Consider the following 19484-nt stretch of genomic DNA (forward strand, 5'->3'; position numbering starts at 1 on the left):
GCGAAGAGCTTCATATTACTTCAACCGTATTCGAGTGCCCTCTTTAAGTCTTACATAGTCATTCAAATCGTTCATCTTCGCCAATCGATGCAACTGTATTCCAAATTTTTGAGATACCTCGTACAGAGTCTCTCCACCAGTTGCCCAATAGACATCCTGTGCACCGTCGTATTTTTTCTTCTTTTTATTCAGGAATATAATATCACCAGCCTTCACTTGATATTCCGACTCCAACTCATTATACTTCAACAAATCTATGGGCGATATATCGTGTTTGCGAGAGACCGAAGCCAGCGTTTCCCCAGGTTGGACTACGGTACAATGAATGTTGTTGATTTCAACCGCATATCGCTGCATGGCCTCAACAATGATACGTTGCTCGTCGGTCTCCTCATCTTCGGGAATCACACAAGTTTCATCAAATACGGGTTTTTCCTGTTCGATATATTTTGTAATAATAACCGTCTTCCCGGGCCTAAGCTTTACACCTCCATTGATTGCATACAATTTGTACTGATCAATTATTCCTATCAAGGCTTGAGCATAATTAGGAGCAGTCGCATATCCAGCCTTTTTCAAACCATATGCCCAGCTTCGATAATCATAAACGCTAAAACTGAATAGATTCCGATAATACTTACTGGTACTCAATAATTGGGCGTAATCCCGGAACGAAGATTCGGCCGAATCATAACACCGAAATCGACTTTTAGTCTTTTCATCGTCCCATGCCAAGTAGACACGGCCGGTCCAACTTATTCCGGCCTTAATACAAAAATGATTGTTAGAAGCTCTTGTAAGGCTACTTGTTCCGGCTCCTGATTCAAGAATACTTTGTGCCAAAGTGATTGAAGCCGGAATGCCATACTCTTTTTCGAACTGTAAAGCTAAGGACTTGTATTGGGATATATAACCTCGAACCGTTTCTGCTCGCTGAGCTAAAGCACTCGATACAGACAGTAAAACAAGCAACAAGACAGATACAGAAAGAGGCCTCATATCAAAAAATTCGCACTATGCTTTTATAGCCTTCAAGTGCAGTTTCCGAAAACGACACTTCGGCCTCGTCCATAAAATATGTTATCAGAGCAGCTATAAGTATGGCAACAATAGCGACAATAACCGCAATCCACCCGGCCGATATAGATGCACCCACTACAGCCCCGACAATCAGCTGTGCAAGTACAAACGAAGCAAATCCGACTACTATATCATCCAGAAACTCAAAAAAATGTTTGACGATTTTTGCCTTCCATGCCTCTGTACCCCATTCATCTACCTGACATAAATCATAAATGAGGTCCTTCAGATTCAACAGCACCAAGAGTCCTCCACCTTTAATCGTAATACCAGGCTTACTCTTTAAAGCACTTAACTCTATTCGCCCGGTTATTCCCTTACTGGCCAAAAATTTTTCTATTTTACTTAATACGTCAAACTTCTTCAGCTCGCCGATTAAATCCAAACTGGCCCTTTGGGCTTGACGGGTATTTATGCGAATCGCCTGCTTCGACTTAGAAACAGCTCGCTGAGCTGCACGAATATTCAACTCCGCTACCGAGCTCTTCGCACCAAAACCGGGCTGTTTGGCTAACGCCATGTTTTTTGCAATCGTATCATTGGCTACCGTATTCTTTCCCAATAATTGCTTTAACTCTTTCATCTTCGGATCAAATCTTGTTGCAAAAGCTACATACCGATTTTTTAGAGCACCCGCATCTAACCGGCCCAAACTATTCACATATCGTATTTCGCCCTTGACAAAATCGTTGGTATTACTCAAAAACGCGCCTATGGCATCGATAGCCTTTACAAGAAAAGATTTATCGGCCAATCCCTGCGTATCGTAATAGGGTTTTAAGGAACTTGATTGAGCTGTAATTATAGGTATTCGCTTATATGAATCGGCAATATAATCTATGGTCGTAGGGCCTAAGACTCCAGATGCAGGGGTTATACCCCGATAAATTTGATATGCTTTGACGGCCTGAGCTGTTTTAGGACCGTAAATGCCATCCTCCGACAAGTATTCCCAATTCAGATGATACTGCGTGCGAATACGATTAAGCATCGCCTGAATTTCCCGAACCGTTGAATCTGCTTTCGATTTAGTAGAAGGGCTATAATTATAATACTGTGCTGCCATACTTAACTATCCCATATCAATTAAGGTCACAATAATCGGCATCGATATACAAGATTTCTCTGTAATCTTTTGCCGCAGATTGTAATCTAAAGCCATTGACTCCGCCTTTTGATAATTTTTACTATCCTTGAATAAAATGTCTATGTATAGACCTCTCTTTAACCGAGGTCCGCCTCCGGCTCCTTGTACCTGAATACTATATTTGATACGATCCATCTCGTCTTTTCCAAACTCCTTCAACAGTTGCATCCGCAAAAATGCGTCTATGTCCATTTTGGTATACAACCGATCCGACGTGAGCGTATAGTATCTTAACAACTCATATCTTTGATCGGCATCCGGCTTATCCTCACCCCCCATTCCCGACGTTATCACAGAGACCTCCTTTTCAACTGCAGCATCTTTTTTATTCTCCATCAACTCTCCTGACTTGGGGGCATTACCAATTCGGCCCCAAGTCGTAAGATACGATACTTTTACAACGGAAGACAACTGAGCCTGATTTACATTGCGCATCGCATAAACCCCTTCGTCGAATTGATTTCGGGAATCGCCCCCAGAGACAACACTCTTTCCGATACGATTGATAATATTCCGCAACGATTTTATCAATTCGCCATCTTTCAATCCATGATAATCGACAAACGCATAATAGTCATCGATAAATCGATTATACAGATTGCGTACATCTCTATACAATAAATCTTTATTATAACAAGAGGCATTGAAATCTCGAATCACAACATCATCTTCGATTTGGCTAAAGCCCTGTTTTTGCGAAGTAGAACTCGTCTCTATCAAGTGAAAGAAATAGGCTCCATCACTTTTTGTTAATTGGGCTATCGGAGAGGATTGCGTCAAAGAGACACTATTGAAGCCCACATTCACTACGGGTACCACATTGGGCAAGATTTCAATCGTATCGGGAACCTCATATTGATTACCAAAATCGAAAAGTATCCATAGTGTATTATTCCCAAACGTATCTAAATCACTACTTTCCAAAGATTTCTGAAAAGACTTTGGATACGCTTTACCTTTGAATACATCCCGATCGACCAGCGCATCGGTAATATAAATCAGACGTCCATCATCATTCTGACTCGACAAGACTTGTTTCCAACAAGACAAGGCTTCAAAAAAAGAATGGTGTGCCTGTTGTGAATCAAACGGCTCGATAATAGCGATTCGTTCCATCTGCTCTGCCGAAGCAAAAGCCAACTCTACCGGTCCATTACCTGCATACACTTTCTGTGGAAGCAAACCATTCGTCCCCCTTATAAAAAACGAGACATGGGTTAGGGTCTCGATTTCTGTATCCATCTCCATGCCCAACCATACTTGTCCTTTTTGACCAGACATCACTTGCGTAATCGAGGCGCCGGTTTTAAGGACTCGTGGAGTCAACACATGCAATCGAGTGTACGGAACAATCAAGTTCGCGAAAAGCGGATAATACGACAATATCTGTTTCGCACTCAGTTTATAAGTGAAATATGTACCGTTGGCTAAACTATGGGGTACAATATCTTTTTTCTGCTTCAACGCGATTTGAACCAGACAAAGAGCTGGTATCGCATCGACCTTATTGCCCGGAATGAAATAGGAGCATAATCTATCGACTACACGACTGGGGATACTCTCGATTTCGTCTCTAATCTTTTGAGTTTGATAAATCAATGTCGTAACCATCAATTTCGAAACCGGATCATTCATATTCTGCCCCGCCTTTTTCAGCTCTACGATTAGCTCATCTATCTGTTTTTGGATTATGCTATCCATATTTTTAAATACTTATCTTACATACAATCGGCTCGACCATAAAAGAGACTCTCTTTTCATACTGGCGACTAATCCCCAAACCTATATCGATAGCCCCGGTAATCACAACGTGCATTTCATACTTGGGCCGTTTATTCCCTACTTGATATTTCGAGGTACTCTCTTCAAGCTCAACTTTAACCTCGGGCTGTTGCAACCGTGGCTCATACGTCAGAATACTTTCCCGAATGCTCTCCTCACACTGTTTTCGAGAAATATTATCTCCTTTTGATACTCCAGACATCAAGCCCAAATAATTGTTATTAAATTCCCGAACATTGATATTCGAAAACTCATGGTTCCAATATTCAAAGCCAAACTCAGGATCAGCGTCGAAAGAACCTTTAGGCGTAAATATTATCAAGTCCAATATGTTATCAATACTCATTTCAATATCTCCACCTTCTCGCTCAATTACGGGAGACTTATCAAATGCAATAGATAACGGGATATTGATAAAATTCATCTTCTCGTATCGTGTTTAAATTTCCTTCCTGTTTTTTCTCGGCTTCGGTAATTCCGGCTCCTTTACGACTTTTTTTTCTTCAACAACGACAGGTACCTCTTCGACCATTTTAAAAACGGTCTCCATTTTTTGCGCTATCATACACAGCAACTCACACCCCTGCTCAATATCTTTATATACATTTCGCAAATCATACGGCTTCTGCATATACTGCAAAAATGGCTCCTGGTTCTCGAGATTGATGTGACAATCCAACCTGCAACCGAGTACAAATGCACTGACAAAATTCTGTACTTCGGCATATAACTGATTCGGAGTAAGTGTATCTCGCTCCTTATCCAGCCTTATTGCAACCCGACTTATTGCCAAACAAACCTCAGACAAGAGTATGCGGGCCTCACACCTATCCGCTTGAATACATTTGACCCAAATATCTTTGGCCAAGGATTGTATTCGTCCCAACTGATTCATATACATCGGATGCGCCGAAAGATATAAACAAGGAGGAACAAAATCTATTTCATTCAATCTCCACCCATACTGATTTACGATACAACCAATCGGCAATGAATCGTCATCAATCTTACTGTTCACACCAAGGAGCTCAAATGTATATTTAGACTCGGAATACATCTCGTCGACTTCTCTCCACTCCCGTGCATACATTTTTACAACAAGAAGATATGCGTCGGATTCATGATGTGCAGGAATCGCAATTCGAGTATCAAACGTATTTGAATAATTAGAATCAAACTCTATATCTACAATTTTTCCACTACGTGTAACACCATGACAAGACAACGATGTTACCTCGAGAGTATTATTGTTGATATTGACCGATAACTCAAAAGGCTTAGATGTTGTAAAGAGCCCCAACCGACCGGCCGAGGTCAACAATGCAGCCATATGCAACGTGTCTTCATAGGCATTATCGGCGGCAATAAAGACCTCAGGACTAAGCCGCATGCCTTTTTTCCAGGTTATTTTCCGAGACATTGATTTTTATATATTTGTATTATAACTCAAGTAATTATAGCACATATCGTCCGATAATCTAACCGGCAACGTATCGGTTGAAATATCGAACTTTATTTTCGATTCGATTCCGACAAAATAATCATTCAAAAAACGCTCAAATACACCGACCTCTTCGACAAAATCGAGAAAAGTCGAATCGCACATACTATCGTTCCAATAATGAATCTTATAGGTCGTTATCTCCTCGGGGAATTCATTACCCAAATAAACTTCGTCCTCACCATTCAAATAACAACTATAACGCGGCTGTCGATCGCATACAATCTCGTTGTTTTTCTGTAATTCCAATTGCAACCCTTCTTCATTAAAGATTTTCCGACACATCAAAGACAACAAGGTTTTATCGCCTCTTATCCTACTGCATTCCGGTATAAACGATTTGGCTTTAGTTACGAATCGGTTATGGCGGTATTCATCAGGCATATCATCACAAAGGATATCGACTAAAACCTTATTGTCGGAATAGTCCCGGCACTCCATGTCCAGAACCTTACAGCTGAGGTCCAACAAAAACTCATCGAAAGGTCTAAAAAAAAGTCGGGCATTATCCTCTTCGGCCTGCTGCTCTTCACAAGCCTCATGGAATCGCTTCTCTCGCTCATTGGTCGGTATATTCTCAAATCTATCAATCGAATGAAACAGCCCCTCTGGAAGAATATCATACAAGCCATTACGACTTATCGAAATATCATAGCCTCCTTGCTCCTCAAAAATCAACTCCAAAACATCACGATATGCCGTTCGCTTATGAGTACCACACAGCTTTATCTGTCGTTTCTCTTGGGAGAGATAATTCAATAAAATTTCTGCTTTTAAATCAGAAGGAATATACATCATACTACTCAAACAACTTCTTGTCGGCCGACAACTCCACAAAAAACTCACCTTTTTCTGTCGAGACTTTGAGGATATCGTAATGAGGGATACCTATCTGTTTCAAAGTCAAATCGAGATATGGAAATGAGACATCGATATTTTCAAAGAATTTTTTATGGAAAATAGTTCTATAACTCAACATACGCATCTCTGTATTTCCGGCAATCACCTCGTCGAGTTTAGACTCTGGTATCCTCACTTCAAATTCCTTTTCGGGAGAGTCTGATATGATTGTTTCTATAAACTTATTATTCATCAAGTTTATTTCTACCGTTCTACAATCACATATTTCCTTCAGTTCTATTATCGCCTCTTTGACCGACATATCGGCCGACAGATTTTCATCTGTAACAACAGGGCCCCATTTCTCATGTGAAGGACAATTTTTTTTCCAAGAGGCAAGACGATATACATGAGTCGAATTTGTCAAGCCTTCATAATGAAACATTTTACCTTGCAATGTAGTAAAAGGCAAATGCTCCGAATCGTAAGAGTCCAGATGGATCATCTTCATTGCCTCCTGCGACTGTATTGCCCCCACAATCGATGCACTTATCGGGGTAGTTGCAACTCGTCCTTGTGAAGCCTGGGTTCTAACGACATCGGCACACCCGGTACGAAGCATGATAATATTGAACTCTTCCCGAGACAGACCACACTCATAACAATTTATTCCAGGCGTAAAAACCTTTACGACACCGGTCAGATTCTCTATACTGCCATCAATCCAAGTTTTACCAGCTCGCATGGCCATACGATTAAGCTGATAACGAGCCAACCTGCTATCCAAGCATCCAATAATAACATCGACCGACCGATACAAAGCCAATCCCACGTCCGAAAAGAGATTGCCTACGATAGGCACTACCTTGATTTGCGGATTGATCTCCATCGCCCGTTTAGCCACGACATCAGCTTTGAATCTATGCTCAAAGGCGTCTTCCTCCCTAAAGAGAACCGATCGGGTAAGGTTACTGATCTCTATACGGTCAAAATCGACAACAAAAATATGACCTACTCCAAACAGTGTTAAATCTTTAACGACTTCATTTCCCAATGCGCCGGCTCCTACGACCAGGACTCGAGCATCGCGTACTCGTTCTTTTTTAAACCAGGAGAGCAATGTGAATACACCCTCTCCCCACTCGTATGTGTTCGATCTTGTAGTCACGACTCTGTTTATTTAAGTACAAAGCCTACTTTCGCACCGATAAAAGCTCGTCCTGCGGCCATTTTATACACATCGCATCCGCCCGGTGTACAGTTGACTTTATATCGTCCATAAAAACCGATACGCATAATCATTGCCCCGACGGGTATATTCCCTCCCACTTCTACAACAGGAGCTATTAAAAAACCCGACTTTTTCACACCGTCGGCTCGACTTGCATCTATCGTGCTCCATTTCTCGGCATTGACCGTTGTATAAACCGTGGGTACCAACCCAACCGAACCATACAACGATGCATACTGATGGTTCAACTTTCCCAGTTCTATCTGCAATGGAACACCTATCTCCAACATGTTTCGCTTTAGCAAGTAGCCATAGTCGGTATGGGTAAGATCCAGCGAAAGACCGCCATTAAAATAGACATTCCCAATCAAATTTTTTTTCCAAACACCTTCGATTCCAAACTCTTTCGGGCGGTCTGGATTAAATCCAATCTGAGCCGATAACTGTATTGTACTCTCTACCGGAACCTCTTTATGGATTGAAATAATCGTAGTATCTCTTTGAAGTTCAAAAAAATCGTACAAATCGACATTATCGCGCAACCTATATTTTACGTCTCCTTGTCCATGATAGTCAACAACATACGGACCCACATAAAAATGATCGATAGGAGTTTGTGCCATGCTTGCCATACCCCCGATGACAAGGGCTCCCAATAACAATACTTTTCTCATGTATTCTATAAATTTTAAATGATTATTCTGATTAAACTTCTTCATATTTAAAGATGGTATCGCCTATCTTGAAGGTGTCGCCGTTACTTAAAACAGCCGTTCGATTGATTGGCAACTCGACTCTTGTATTGTATAAAACACCTGTTGCCAATGGCTTAATCACTGGGAAACCTTTCTCATGATCGATATAAAGTTGTGCATGTTCTTTTGCCACTTTATTGCTTTTTTCCCAGTTCATTTGTATTTCACACTCTCCTGTCATACCGATTGAGACTTTATTCCCACCGCCAGTTGCATTCATCCATTTATGGATAGGAATTCTCAACCCCGATTTCACGCCGTTTTGAATCACTAAGAAATACCGTTCGGCAATCATTCGCACCGTAATGAGCGAAGCTCCTAAACCGCCTCCATAGATAATAAAATCCAACAGCATGTTTATCCATTCGTAGCTACTGCTTGTAAACTTCGTAAAATAGAGGACCAAAAATCCTATTACGGCCGAGCATAGCCCTCCGATAAGAGCACTTCGAATCGGTATTGACGATTTTATTGTCAATGCCAAAGAGACACTTATTGAAAATAATATATAGGCTGGCAGCGAACAATACCAGGGTATATAGGTCTTTCCCGTCCATGATAATATCAGGCAAAACAAATCGGCTCCAATAGCAAATGCTATCATACCGATAAAAGCCGTAAGGACAGAAAGCCCTACAATCTTAAGCCATATTTGCCAATTCTTATTACGAATATCATCCTTGTACCTAAAGACCAACGAAATAAAGAATCCTAACAGGAGTCCTATCATCAAAAAAGAAGAGGTGCGCGTAACACAATCATTGATAAGGAATGTTTGAGCATTGGTTTCATCAAAAACAAATCCAACAATCAACCGAGACAGCTCCGGGAATCCCCCCCGGCCACATGCTTCATAGATAACCCAACTAATCAACCCGGCCAAAATCCCGGCTATAGTCTGTGAGCAATCTTTCAACGTACTCCATCTAAACAGATCGGCCCATTCTACATGGTTCTGAATTCCCGTTTTGCAGTTTTGTCCAAACTCAGCACACTTATATCCGTTCTCCTCCCAGCAATGCTTATGCATCCAGTGATTACATTTCGTTACAATAATTTGTCCCGGCCTCAATTCTTGTTTGCAGTAATGACAAATACGTCTTTGAACATTTTCTTCTGGCTCGTATCTCTTATAATACTTCGACTTGAATGTCATAAACCGGATATAGGGTACAATGACTTTCATAATGATGAAGAAAAATGCAAAAGCAAGTACCGCTACCAATATCGCTACCAGAAACTCGACCAATATACTTGTCGAACTTTGTTCTCGCTCGGGCCACGGCCGCTCTGCCGATCCTATGGTAAACGTAGCGTCACCTACCATATTACGTCCCCACTTCGCACTATAATTGACATTGCCAGAATATATCTTATTCGGGTTAGCAATATAAGTCAACTCGTAGTCGTATGTAGCGTCTTCTATTACTTGCTCAAACGAAGAGAGTACATTCTCCATACTTGCCGACGGCAAGTATCGGCCCCGCAAGGAAGGAATAATGCGATTAGTACTATCCTTAGGCTGTGTAATACCGTCAAGCGTAATGTCTATGCTCGTATCTTCTCCATCGGCTGTATAGTAAAAAGCATATACGCGAGGCATTTCATCGGCATACTTAGACTGATAATCGGATACTTTTATATAATCCAACTCTTCATCATCGGGCCGGCGGCTGCCTTCGGCAAAAATCATCAGAATATTCTTACCCGGATTCGTTGCCGCCCGAGAACAAATTAATGGATTTGGGGTATAATCTACCGATTTCACCTCATCCATATACTCTGCTTGAGCCGGAGAAAACTCCGCTAACTTGGAATAGACACCACTATAAAAAGCCTTACCGGTAATCGTATCCAAGAAAGCCGATTCGATACGGTCGAAATTCTCGGTCGTTGCCTGTACACTATTGGTTACCCCATCGCCATAAAAAGAGATAAATACACTGGTATCTGCAGCAACTTCAATAAATTGTCTTATTGTATTCAATATTTGTTGCTTTCCATCTCTCGGAATACTCTGATCTAAGAGAATCGAAAATGTATATTCCTTGGGAATTCGCACGCCAGTTCTGATTTGACGCACCTTCCTATCTTGAACTTCCTGGCCATCTTCATAAAAATAGAACATCTCATCGATTCTATCCGACGATACATTGGGTTGTCTTTTCCCATCATCCCCCAGTATATTAAAATAAATCTTTATCGAATCATTCCCCAGCCCATAATTATAGCTCCGATCACAAAACTGAATGCTTGAAACCATAACTTCTTGGGCAAACATAGGAAAGCCCAATAGCACAACTCCTAACAACAGGAGCAATTTACTTATCTTTTTCTTCGTGTCCATATTTTTAATTCATCAATATTTACATCCCCGTAAAAACGCTCATCCATGACAACGTCGCCGTTAACAACAGGTATTGAAGTCAATGTCATTAACTTGGAAGAGTACACTAATACAAAATCTATATCCGCACAGATAGGAATAATCAGCCGTTGGATTGTCGGTAAACTCATATGCGTAATACTCACAAGACACCCTACAACTCCAGTAGCGGGTCTATCATGAACTCTGACCAGACTCGACACTATATACTCTTTCCCATTTTCCGTATCAACCGGAAATCCGACAGCCCAACCGACCAGTCCCGTATTAGGCTCTATGGTAATCTGTGTCAAGTCAATAATCGCATTGTTATTCACCTCGATCCCAAAGCATGAAGCTGCCCGTGCGTTGGCTGTTTTCAATATATTATAGAAATTATCAGGAATAAAGGATTTACGCTCACTGCCCAATGCCCATTTGTACATCTCTTCCAAAGAGTACATCTTTAATAAATCGCCTTTCGAATTGATTGTTCCATCTCCTCTAAATGTAAATATACCTAACTCCTGATTCGACGTCAAAATATCCACGACAAAAGCGACTAAGAAATTGGGATGTTGCGAATGTTTTAACTGCATCTGCACATTACTATCCGAGTTACTGAAAAAGACCCCAAGCCCCGGATGGGAATGAATCCAACATGTCAGATCATATTGCAAATTGGTATCTTTTCTCAATTTCCGAAGTTTTTCGGCAATGCGCAATTTTATTTTCCCCCCGAAATTCAACTCATACTCCTTAAATACAGCATCATCTCCAGGAAACACAACATACTCTAATGAAACATCGTAGGTATGCGTAGCCTCATCTTGTACCCAACGTCCCAACACCATACAGCCATCTTCTTTAGGGTTGTCGGCATTACGCAAATCTTCGGCATATAAATTGTACACATCTTTGATACATGTATTCTTTATATAGATGCGACGAACAGCCGAATCATTCGAAAAATCAGCCGAATCAATCATCAAATAATCCGGGTTATTGACAACATCATCGAGACTCTGTTTTTTCAAAACAGATGTGGTCTTTCTACGGACAACAATCGCAGCATTCGCCTCTTCTTGCGTTTGATGTTCGGGAACTGACTTCCCCGAATTCTTACTTACTCGCTTCCCCTTTTTCCGCTTGTTTACGGCTATAATTATCCATATGACCAAAATCAATACAATTCCACCGACAAGGCCATAATTAAGCAAATCATGCTTATTAAGGAAACTCTGTGAATCGGCATTATACACATCGGTCACCAAATCATTCAACTGGTTATAGGCATCTTCACGATTTCGCAACCGATTATTCAATGTCTCAACGACATAGTTGATTAAAGTTTCCTGACCCGAAATCGTCGTGGTTTTCGAAATAGCAACAATTTCCTGTGCTACAATAGGAATTTCAATGCGCTTCTGATTAATCTCGGCTATCGAATTTTTCAGAAATTCATCTAAATCGTAATCTATTACAAATTGTTTCTTGTCTTGCGAAGCTAAAAGAGCCTGTGAAAAACGATCTACCTGATCAATATAGGCTTGAACAGATTCAATTCCAAAAAATTCATCCCTATTCATTCGATCCAGATAGCTCTCCGAAACTACCCCCTCTTGCTTTGACGGCTGACGTTCTTGTTTTTTGTTAACCCTCGCTTGCGATATGCGTGGCAACGACTCGGTTACCGTATCGACACTCTCCTTCTCGATTTCTGACGAACTGACAGCTTCGACTTTAGGCGCAACATACCTCCACAGTAAGGCACCACTACTTCTCGGATAGTCAAACCGGACAGACTGTCGGGCAATCTGATTAACCTGTGCACTCGACTCTCGATTAATTGTTTTCGATTCTTTATTATCAATATATAATATAACTCGTTTCGAAGATTTATTCCAAATATTCAACACTTTGATGCTACTGTCAGCCTGAATCTCATAAGATATGGTAACATCGTTCTTTGAAACCTGCTTTCCCCAAACGGTCTCCGAACAAATACTAACCCATAGCAATAGTAGGATTAGTGCATATAACTGTTTACATTTCATCTATATAGATTTTCTATTTGATTTATTCTGCTTTTGAGAGATATCCCGTATCTCTTTATATAATTTACTCTTCCCTGTATCAGTCATTCGATGTGTTTGATTACGCACACCTTCGCGTACTCTTCTGTTCGCTTCATTTTCGGCTTGCTTGGCCAAGGACTGTTGCATCTCCAGAATACTCCGTTGATTCTTCAAATCCCGAATATGTTTAAGTACCATATTCCCCCCAAAATATAAAGCTATCAGAATCACTCCACCTATAATCATCCAGACGGTTCGCTTTTGCTGTTTTGCTTCTTCGATTCTGGTCTCTTCTTCTTGTTTCTGTTGCCTGGCCTCTTCCTCTTGCTTCTGCTGGGCCAACCAGGCCTGCTCCTCGGCCTTAGCCGCCATATTATCGGCCTCTTGCTGCTCCTTCAACTCTTTTTCCTTAGCGGTATATTCAAGCAATACATCATTGATTTTCTCGATAACTTCCTGATTATCTATCCTGTTTTTCAACATCCGTAAGTTATAGACTTCCATTTGAAGTGTTTGAGAAAAGGGTAATTCATTTGCTGTAGCCAACAACTGACGAATCATATCCATACTACTTAATGCGTTTATAATATCACCATTATTCTCTTCCAATTCACTTGACGAATGAATAGCAATATGTTCCACATGAGTACTCTTTTCGGGTGGTGTCCGATGACCTTTCGTCGTCTCGGCGATCTGAACCTTTAATGCTACAGTTCCTCGCCCTACAATTTTGTAAGTTTTTTTCTTTTCGTATACTGCTATAAAAACAGGAAATTCGACAGTCGAGTTCTTACTGCTCTTCTTACCAAACACAATAGGAGCCGATTGGCCCAAAATGTAAAAGCCCTCTTTATTTTTTTTGTAACTCAGATTGGCCGGCACCATAAATGTCGTGGGATTTAATCCACCCCATTCGACATCGCCAAAGTCGCCCACTCGGTCGAAGATAACGACCTTTAGCCTATCCAAATCGCCCTTGCATAAGCGACGTAGATACTCCGAGGGAATAATGCGAGGAGATTCCAATATCTTAAATGCCACATTACCATCCTCTTCAAAAACGCCGTAATTCAGTATTATCTTATCTTTTCGACTGGTATACAAAGTATCGGTAACCGAGGTCGCAAACAATACAGTCGAAGAGATAGCCCACAAAAAAAATACTACAAATACAGGGAAACGCATAACTTCAATTTTAGAAATTGATTATTCGCTCATAATAATCGTTGATTTTTCCACTATAAAAACTATCGCGTCCCCGTCTCCGATTCTGGTGATAACAATTATGCAACGCTCGAGCAGTCTTAACAGCTTCGTCTTTAGTGATACGCCCGGTATGCAATCGCTGATACGTATCGTCAAGTCTATGGTATATTTGCTCTGTACTCAAAGAGCAATAGCCACACCGGTGTACCCGTTTATGCTTGCCACAATCTGATACATACTCGTCAAGATTTACAGATTCGATTTCTTGCTTCAAACGTGTATATGCCTGATGCGGTAAATCTTGAGACATCCACGGATTACTCTTGAAAATGCTGTCTATGACCAATATCATGCTATCCTTAATGGCCTGGTATGGTCTTTGCTGGTCAACTAATGAAGGCTTGTGCATTTTGTTTCCACAAAATTTCACATTTTTCAAACGTGCCTTAAAATCCGATATAGTCCGCTTCACACCCACATAGGTAGGGTCCAGTTCGCTCCAACCGTCTATTTCCAAAATGAATTTTATGTTATCTTCCCTCAATATTCGATATTTTGCCGAGCGTAAAAATCCCCTAGGAACATATTTCGCAATATAAAACGGAATAAGTAACTCGGAAGGTTCCGACACCGAGCCTTCGAAAACAAACAGTTCCCGAGTTTCAGCCGGTTCTATTCGTTCAAAAATATTCTTTACATTCCGGCATCCCGAAACAAACCGATGCCCTTTCTCGCCACCATAAGTTTTTTCAAACAGGACCTTAGGCTTACGTTTTTTAAGCATCTTCTCGTCTTGGGTACTATTAAAAAGCAAGACCGTCTGTGATGGCGTCAGGTTCTCTACCGAAACTTCCACTTGGGCCTGGTTATTATAAACGGTAGTAAAATGGAAGGTTACTGCCGCATATCCCAAATCTACAGTCTGCGTTTCATGCCCCTGCCTGTCGAGTTTAACAAGAACCTCCTGATCGGCCCATGCAACTGATCCGGTGAATAGGACACAACATAGCAACAATATAAACTTCCTTATCATATATTTTTGGCAATAATTTTAGAACTTGTTTTCGTAATGCGCTCCTCTGGTTTTTCTCTCAAATTGCCTTTCTCGGACTCTCCTTCATCCGACATGCTTTGTCCAAAGCGTACCCATCCGTTCGGTTCACCTTCTTCTCGTACCCATTCGGCTACATTCTGGTCCTCGGGATAAGGATAAGTATTTTGTGCATGATACAGCTGATACTTCAAATACTGTTCAACACGAAGTACTAAATCTTTCAAGGAAGAAAGGACTCCCATCTCCTTAATAGTCAAGCACACATGGCCTTTAAAACTACCCGAATAGCGAATATTTGGATGCCAAATATCGGTACGGAACGTAAATATGGGATTTCCATCGGCCGAAGGATAGTTATTGGGAAGCACAATACTCATTTTATGCAGATACCCGAAAACAGGCTCTCTCGGTATCGTGTTGCCCTTAACACCAACAATCGACTTCACTCTATACCAAATCTCATATTCGGTAGGCAATCCCATTACATTCTTACGCCTGATAATATACGAGATGGAAGGCTGACGTGGATTGTCGGCTGCTGCCTTCCGTTTTGCGCACAACGAATCAAGTTCTTTCCACTCTTTCCAAAGGCGGGCATCTCGACCAGAAAGTTCTTTCTGATTAAACTTATTTATCGCTTCGTTCATAATAAAATCGTTTATATTTTATTACCCGGCAATAGGAACTGAAATAAGATGTAAATGATCTCCAGGTTGGATGTTGTAATCGATGAGAGCTTGCTCACGACCATCTACATCTTCAAACTCAAGAATCTTATCCTCTCCGTCATCCATAAATTGACCCAATAAATACTGAATCGGATTACCCCCATTATCCAATTTAGGCAATTCGAATACGGCAACAATACTCGCAATCTGATCGCGTATTGTTTTTTGAGGGTCTGTTACTTTCACCTCCACTTCTTCGTAAGGAGAACCATCGATAGTCAAATTGACGATGAATTCATCGTCGTAGTCTTGCTTGTTTTCCATAATCACTTATTATTTATTTTGATATATTTTTTTATCGGTTCACCATATCCAGGCCCCGTGAGGCTGGTCATAATTTTCTGAACGATAATCTTCAAACTTATTCTTAAAAACAATCATTTGATATGCCGTTGCGGGTATTACCTGAGGGACCTTAAGTCCATAGCGGAATAAAGCCAATTCATACTTCTTTGCCTCGCCATCGATACGAATGATAAAATCGCTCTTCGTATCCCGATGAATTCCATAAAACCGATCGAAGATTTCGCAAATCTTCACCTCATCAAACCAAAAGTATGCACTATATTCACACTTGCCTACATGCCATTTAACAGCCAATCGTTTAGGCTTACCTGCCTCGTGATAATTCATCAGCCTACCATCGTGAAGTTTATCGTAAGTCCCGTCATAAAGCGACTCCTCGCACCAATCAAGTTGAGGTCTTAACGGGTCCTCTTCTTTATATGGCTCCCATTTATCTCCATCCCATTTCTCCAACATCGGGAAGTATCGGTAGACAAACTGCTGCATATATTTTACAAACAAACTCTTCGGAGGGAGCCCCCCATGAAGTATATTTTGCTTAACATCATCAAATTTTTCAATACACTCTTCACAATAGTCGTTCAACGAGACTCCTTCGATCGATGGAGCAAATTGATCCATACCGACATTTATCTCTTCCCCTATATAAGAATCTATATATTTACTTTTCAATGGGCCACAAACCCAGACAACAACCAATCCATATGGAGCCATCCCTATCACAATATGTGTTACAGGATACTCCGAGATACATTCTCGTAAATACGAATCTCTCAACCGTTCTTCAACTGAATAAAACTTTTTTTCAACAACAGACAGATACACTACATCAAGGATTTGGGGAACCGTGTCGTCTTCATCCTCCAAAATATGAGTAGAGAGTATTCTACCCCATTCTCCCTTAAACGGATATCTGTGAGGTATCTCTCTTACTTTATCCTTTGTATACAACAACCCAAAAAAGGTATCAACCGGATATAGAGTATGTGCCGACCCTGATATTTTCATAATAAATCTATTAGAGTTGTTACAACCGGCTGTTCCGAAAATATTCCTTGATAAACCAATCGAGTAAGAATTGATTGCTCGTCCTGATCTTCTGAATTATATACATAAGGAGCATTTACAAGCCATTGGTTCGATGAGAGTGTTGCCAAACGCTCATTGGCCGAATAATGTAAATATTTTCTTCTCAAATGAGCATAATCCGATGGAGATATTGCAATACGGCCGCTCCTGCCACTCTGCATCTGAGTTTTTGCCTTATTATATACCTCCTCGACAATATTATCTGTCGGTATTGGGAACAGTTCGGTTCTAAAATTGAACATGTCACACCGTTCCTTTACGGCATCCTCAACCATCAATGCTAAAGAGACATTGCTATAACCATATTGCACATGTCGAAACATGCTGATATTAAAAGTCCCTTCGGTATAGTAATTTCCCAAATTTCCCGCAAGAGATTCATTGAACTCATCAACCTGTTTATCTTCGTCAATCCACCCCATTTCTATCAATGTATCAACCGTTACGGGTTGTTGTGTGTCTGGATTTGCCGGATCTACGCAGATAAAGCGAAGATTTTGCCGTGTATTATCCTCATTTTCTCTTAAAAAGAAATTCATAGGAGTCAGCATCGTATTCTTCACTTTTTGCGAAACTATTTTTACCCCGGCAAAATCCACTTTATTGATAATTGCAGGTTCATCTCTTCCCATAGATATACCTCCTCCAATATCGGTATGACAACCCGGGAGAAACAATTCCAAACCATTAGAATGGACTGAACTCTCTATATCGATAATTGCGAAATTTTTTCTCAATTCGTCCATCCCGCACAAGTGCACTACTCGCCGGCACATATCTGTCGCCCAAAGTCCATATTGGGCCACATTATCACTATGTACGACTCCAACGGATCCTACCGTATCAAAAATTCCCAGATATTCTACCTCTTTCGATTCTATATCTTTCTCGGGTTGCAATTTCTTGACAAACGAGTCACTATTTTTCTTAAGTTCCTCATTCCCGGATTTTTGAGCTATTTTATCACTATAAACGATATAATTAAATATTCTCGCAGCCGTTGCACCTCGACTAAAACCAAAGACATCGAAATGCAACCTATATTTCTGACCATTTGGTTTCGATGACAAGATAAAATTAGATATAAAATCCAAAGCTTTACCTACTTTTGCCACAACGCCATTATCTCCTGCACCTAAAGCCAATCCTATGAAATCAGCTCCGGTACTGTCAAAATCCATATCACTCCCCGACCCTTCTACATACAACGAATAATGAGTCGCATCCGTCTTATAAAAAGACTCAAGTATGGCTACATTAGTATACGATACATTTTGAGAATTGCTATTTCTATACTTCCCATACACTTCGTCCGAAACCTTATCGTCCAATATTTCAGCAACCTCTCTATTCTCGGCTTCATCTTTCGATTTTGACGAAATTGCATATCTTTTCCTATCGTCTTGGAGTAGCTGCTCTTGACTCTGCTGATCCACATAGGCAAAGCCTTTGGCATTAACTTTACTTTCTTGGCGAAATCTCCTCCCTATGGCAGCCTGTACCTTATTGTTATTTGTTCCATCAAAGAAAATACCGATATAAATATCTACAACAGTCATCTCCTGCAGCATCGACTCCTTCTCTATATCTTTTCCTCCAATGGTAGCACTCATCTCCAATCCTATTTCTGCCCATCAAATGTGATGGTAATCGTCCCTCCATATATGCACTTGAGAGTAGAGCTTTTCAATAAAGCAGGCTGTCCTTTCAAAATCACATCATTTTTTCCACCCATCCAGGGAAAAGGTGTGTTCGGCACACAAGGCATCGGGGTCAATTTGCCATGAGCCGCTGCGGTTGCTGCTCCAGTAGGCGGATAGGCCGTTGTATGACACCGACCAAACGGAGCTATATTTTTCAAAGACGTATGATCGCTGATATTGGCCTGTGGCTGCCCCGTCAACCAGACCGTTCTATCGGGAAATACAGTCAAGGTAGAGATTTTGTCTCCACAAGAACATTGTATCCGGGCCGTCGAACAAACATACGAATCGTCCATATCAACACTTATACTTTATACAATCCCGACTTTACTTCAATACCGCACGAAGTATTCATCTGCTCGAGATTCCGAATATAATACCCCTTATCAGACATTCCATTCAAGTCACCAGCCATCATTACCTGAAGATGAAAAACAATCTGTTTATTTCCTTGAGACGACAACTCATCTATCAAGTGTCTAATTTTGTCCATACAAAATCCTCGTGGACCTTCAAACAGGGGCTTTGCTTTGTAAGCTACAATCGTATGTCCTCCACGATGAATCATGATATTCACATGGATTGCCGAATCGGAAGAAAAAATAGTATCCATTATATT

General features: G+C 40.9%; 17 protein-coding genes. All 17 read right to left on the bottom strand.

Annotated elements, in window-relative coordinates; genetic code table 11:
* Positions 1 to 15 precede the first annotated feature (15 nt).
* Positions 16 to 999, bottom strand: coding sequence for a glucosaminidase domain-containing protein (locus B5F38_RS02385; RefSeq protein WP_087407708.1), 984 nt, complete (start codon positions 997 to 999; stop codon positions 16 to 18).
* A gap of 1 nt (position 1000) precedes the next feature.
* On the bottom strand, positions 1001 to 2146 hold the full coding sequence (locus tag B5F38_RS14565) for a peptidoglycan-binding domain-containing protein (protein WP_087407709.1): 1146 nt from the start codon (positions 2144 to 2146) through the stop codon (positions 1001 to 1003).
* 6 nt (positions 2147 to 2152) lie between these two features.
* A complete protein-coding gene (locus B5F38_RS02395; protein WP_087407710.1) occupies positions 2153 to 3928 on the bottom strand; it encodes a hypothetical protein in 1776 nt (591 codons plus the stop codon).
* Between the two features lie 4 nt (positions 3929 to 3932).
* Positions 3933 to 4433, bottom strand: a complete 501-nt coding sequence (locus B5F38_RS02400; RefSeq protein WP_087407711.1) for a GPW/gp25 family protein — start codon at positions 4431 to 4433, stop codon at positions 3933 to 3935.
* 15 nt (positions 4434 to 4448) lie between these two features.
* On the bottom strand, positions 4449 to 5429 hold the full coding sequence (locus B5F38_RS02405; protein ID WP_143240884.1) for a hypothetical protein: 981 nt from the start codon (positions 5427 to 5429) through the stop codon (positions 4449 to 4451).
* A 6-nt stretch (positions 5430 to 5435) separates the two neighbouring features.
* Positions 5436 to 6308, bottom strand: coding sequence for a hypothetical protein (locus B5F38_RS02410; RefSeq protein WP_087407713.1), 873 nt, complete (start codon positions 6306 to 6308; stop codon positions 5436 to 5438).
* Between the two features lies 1 nt (position 6309).
* A complete protein-coding gene (locus tag B5F38_RS02415; protein WP_158096825.1) occupies positions 6310 to 7518 on the bottom strand; it encodes a ThiF family adenylyltransferase in 1209 nt (402 codons plus the stop codon).
* 8 nt (positions 7519 to 7526) lie between these two features.
* Positions 7527 to 8300 carry a hypothetical protein gene (locus B5F38_RS02420; RefSeq protein ID WP_087407715.1) on the bottom strand — a complete coding sequence of 258 codons (774 nt, stop codon included), beginning with the start codon at positions 8298 to 8300 and terminating at the stop codon, positions 7527 to 7529.
* Positions 8287 to 10683 (bottom strand): FHA domain-containing protein, encoded by a 2397-nt coding sequence (locus B5F38_RS02425; RefSeq protein WP_143240885.1) that lies wholly within the window; start codon positions 10681 to 10683, stop codon positions 8287 to 8289. Before B5F38_RS02425 ends, B5F38_RS02420 begins: the two co-directional genes overlap by 14 nt.
* Complete coding sequence (locus B5F38_RS02430) at positions 10662 to 12758, bottom strand: hypothetical protein (protein ID WP_087407717.1); 2097 nt, start codon at positions 12756 to 12758, stop codon at positions 10662 to 10664. The genes B5F38_RS02425 and B5F38_RS02430 overlap by 22 nt, the downstream gene beginning before the upstream one ends.
* Positions 12759 to 13964, bottom strand: coding sequence for a hypothetical protein (locus B5F38_RS02435; RefSeq protein WP_087407718.1), 1206 nt, complete (start codon positions 13962 to 13964; stop codon positions 12759 to 12761).
* Between the two features lie 10 nt (positions 13965 to 13974).
* Entirely contained in the window at positions 13975 to 15018 is a 1044-nt protein-coding gene (locus tag B5F38_RS02440) for a hypothetical protein (RefSeq protein ID WP_087407719.1), read from the bottom strand.
* Complete coding sequence (locus B5F38_RS02445; protein WP_087407720.1) at positions 15015 to 15686, bottom strand: ubiquitin-conjugating enzyme E2; 672 nt, start codon at positions 15684 to 15686, stop codon at positions 15015 to 15017. The genes B5F38_RS02440 and B5F38_RS02445 overlap by 4 nt, the downstream gene beginning before the upstream one ends.
* A 21-nt stretch (positions 15687 to 15707) precedes the next feature.
* Positions 15708 to 16031, bottom strand: a complete 324-nt coding sequence (locus B5F38_RS02450; RefSeq protein WP_087407721.1) for a hypothetical protein — start codon at positions 16029 to 16031, stop codon at positions 15708 to 15710.
* A gap of 39 nt (positions 16032 to 16070) precedes the next feature.
* Positions 16071 to 17081 carry a DUF2931 family protein gene (locus B5F38_RS02455; RefSeq protein WP_087407722.1) on the bottom strand — a complete coding sequence of 337 codons (1011 nt, stop codon included), beginning with the start codon at positions 17079 to 17081 and terminating at the stop codon, positions 16071 to 16073.
* Positions 17078 to 18775 (bottom strand): DUF2235 domain-containing protein, encoded by a 1698-nt coding sequence (locus B5F38_RS02460; protein WP_143240886.1) that lies wholly within the window; start codon positions 18773 to 18775, stop codon positions 17078 to 17080. The genes B5F38_RS02455 and B5F38_RS02460 overlap by 4 nt, the downstream gene beginning before the upstream one ends.
* Positions 18776 to 19169: 394 nt before the next feature.
* Positions 19170 to 19478 carry a hypothetical protein gene (locus tag B5F38_RS02470; protein WP_087407725.1) on the bottom strand — a complete coding sequence of 103 codons (309 nt, stop codon included), beginning with the start codon at positions 19476 to 19478 and terminating at the stop codon, positions 19170 to 19172.
* Positions 19479 to 19484 lie beyond the last annotated feature (6 nt).

Source organism: Barnesiella sp. An22, from assembly GCF_002159975.1.
Classification (GTDB): Bacteria; Bacteroidota; Bacteroidia; order Bacteroidales; family Barnesiellaceae; genus Barnesiella; species Barnesiella merdigallinarum.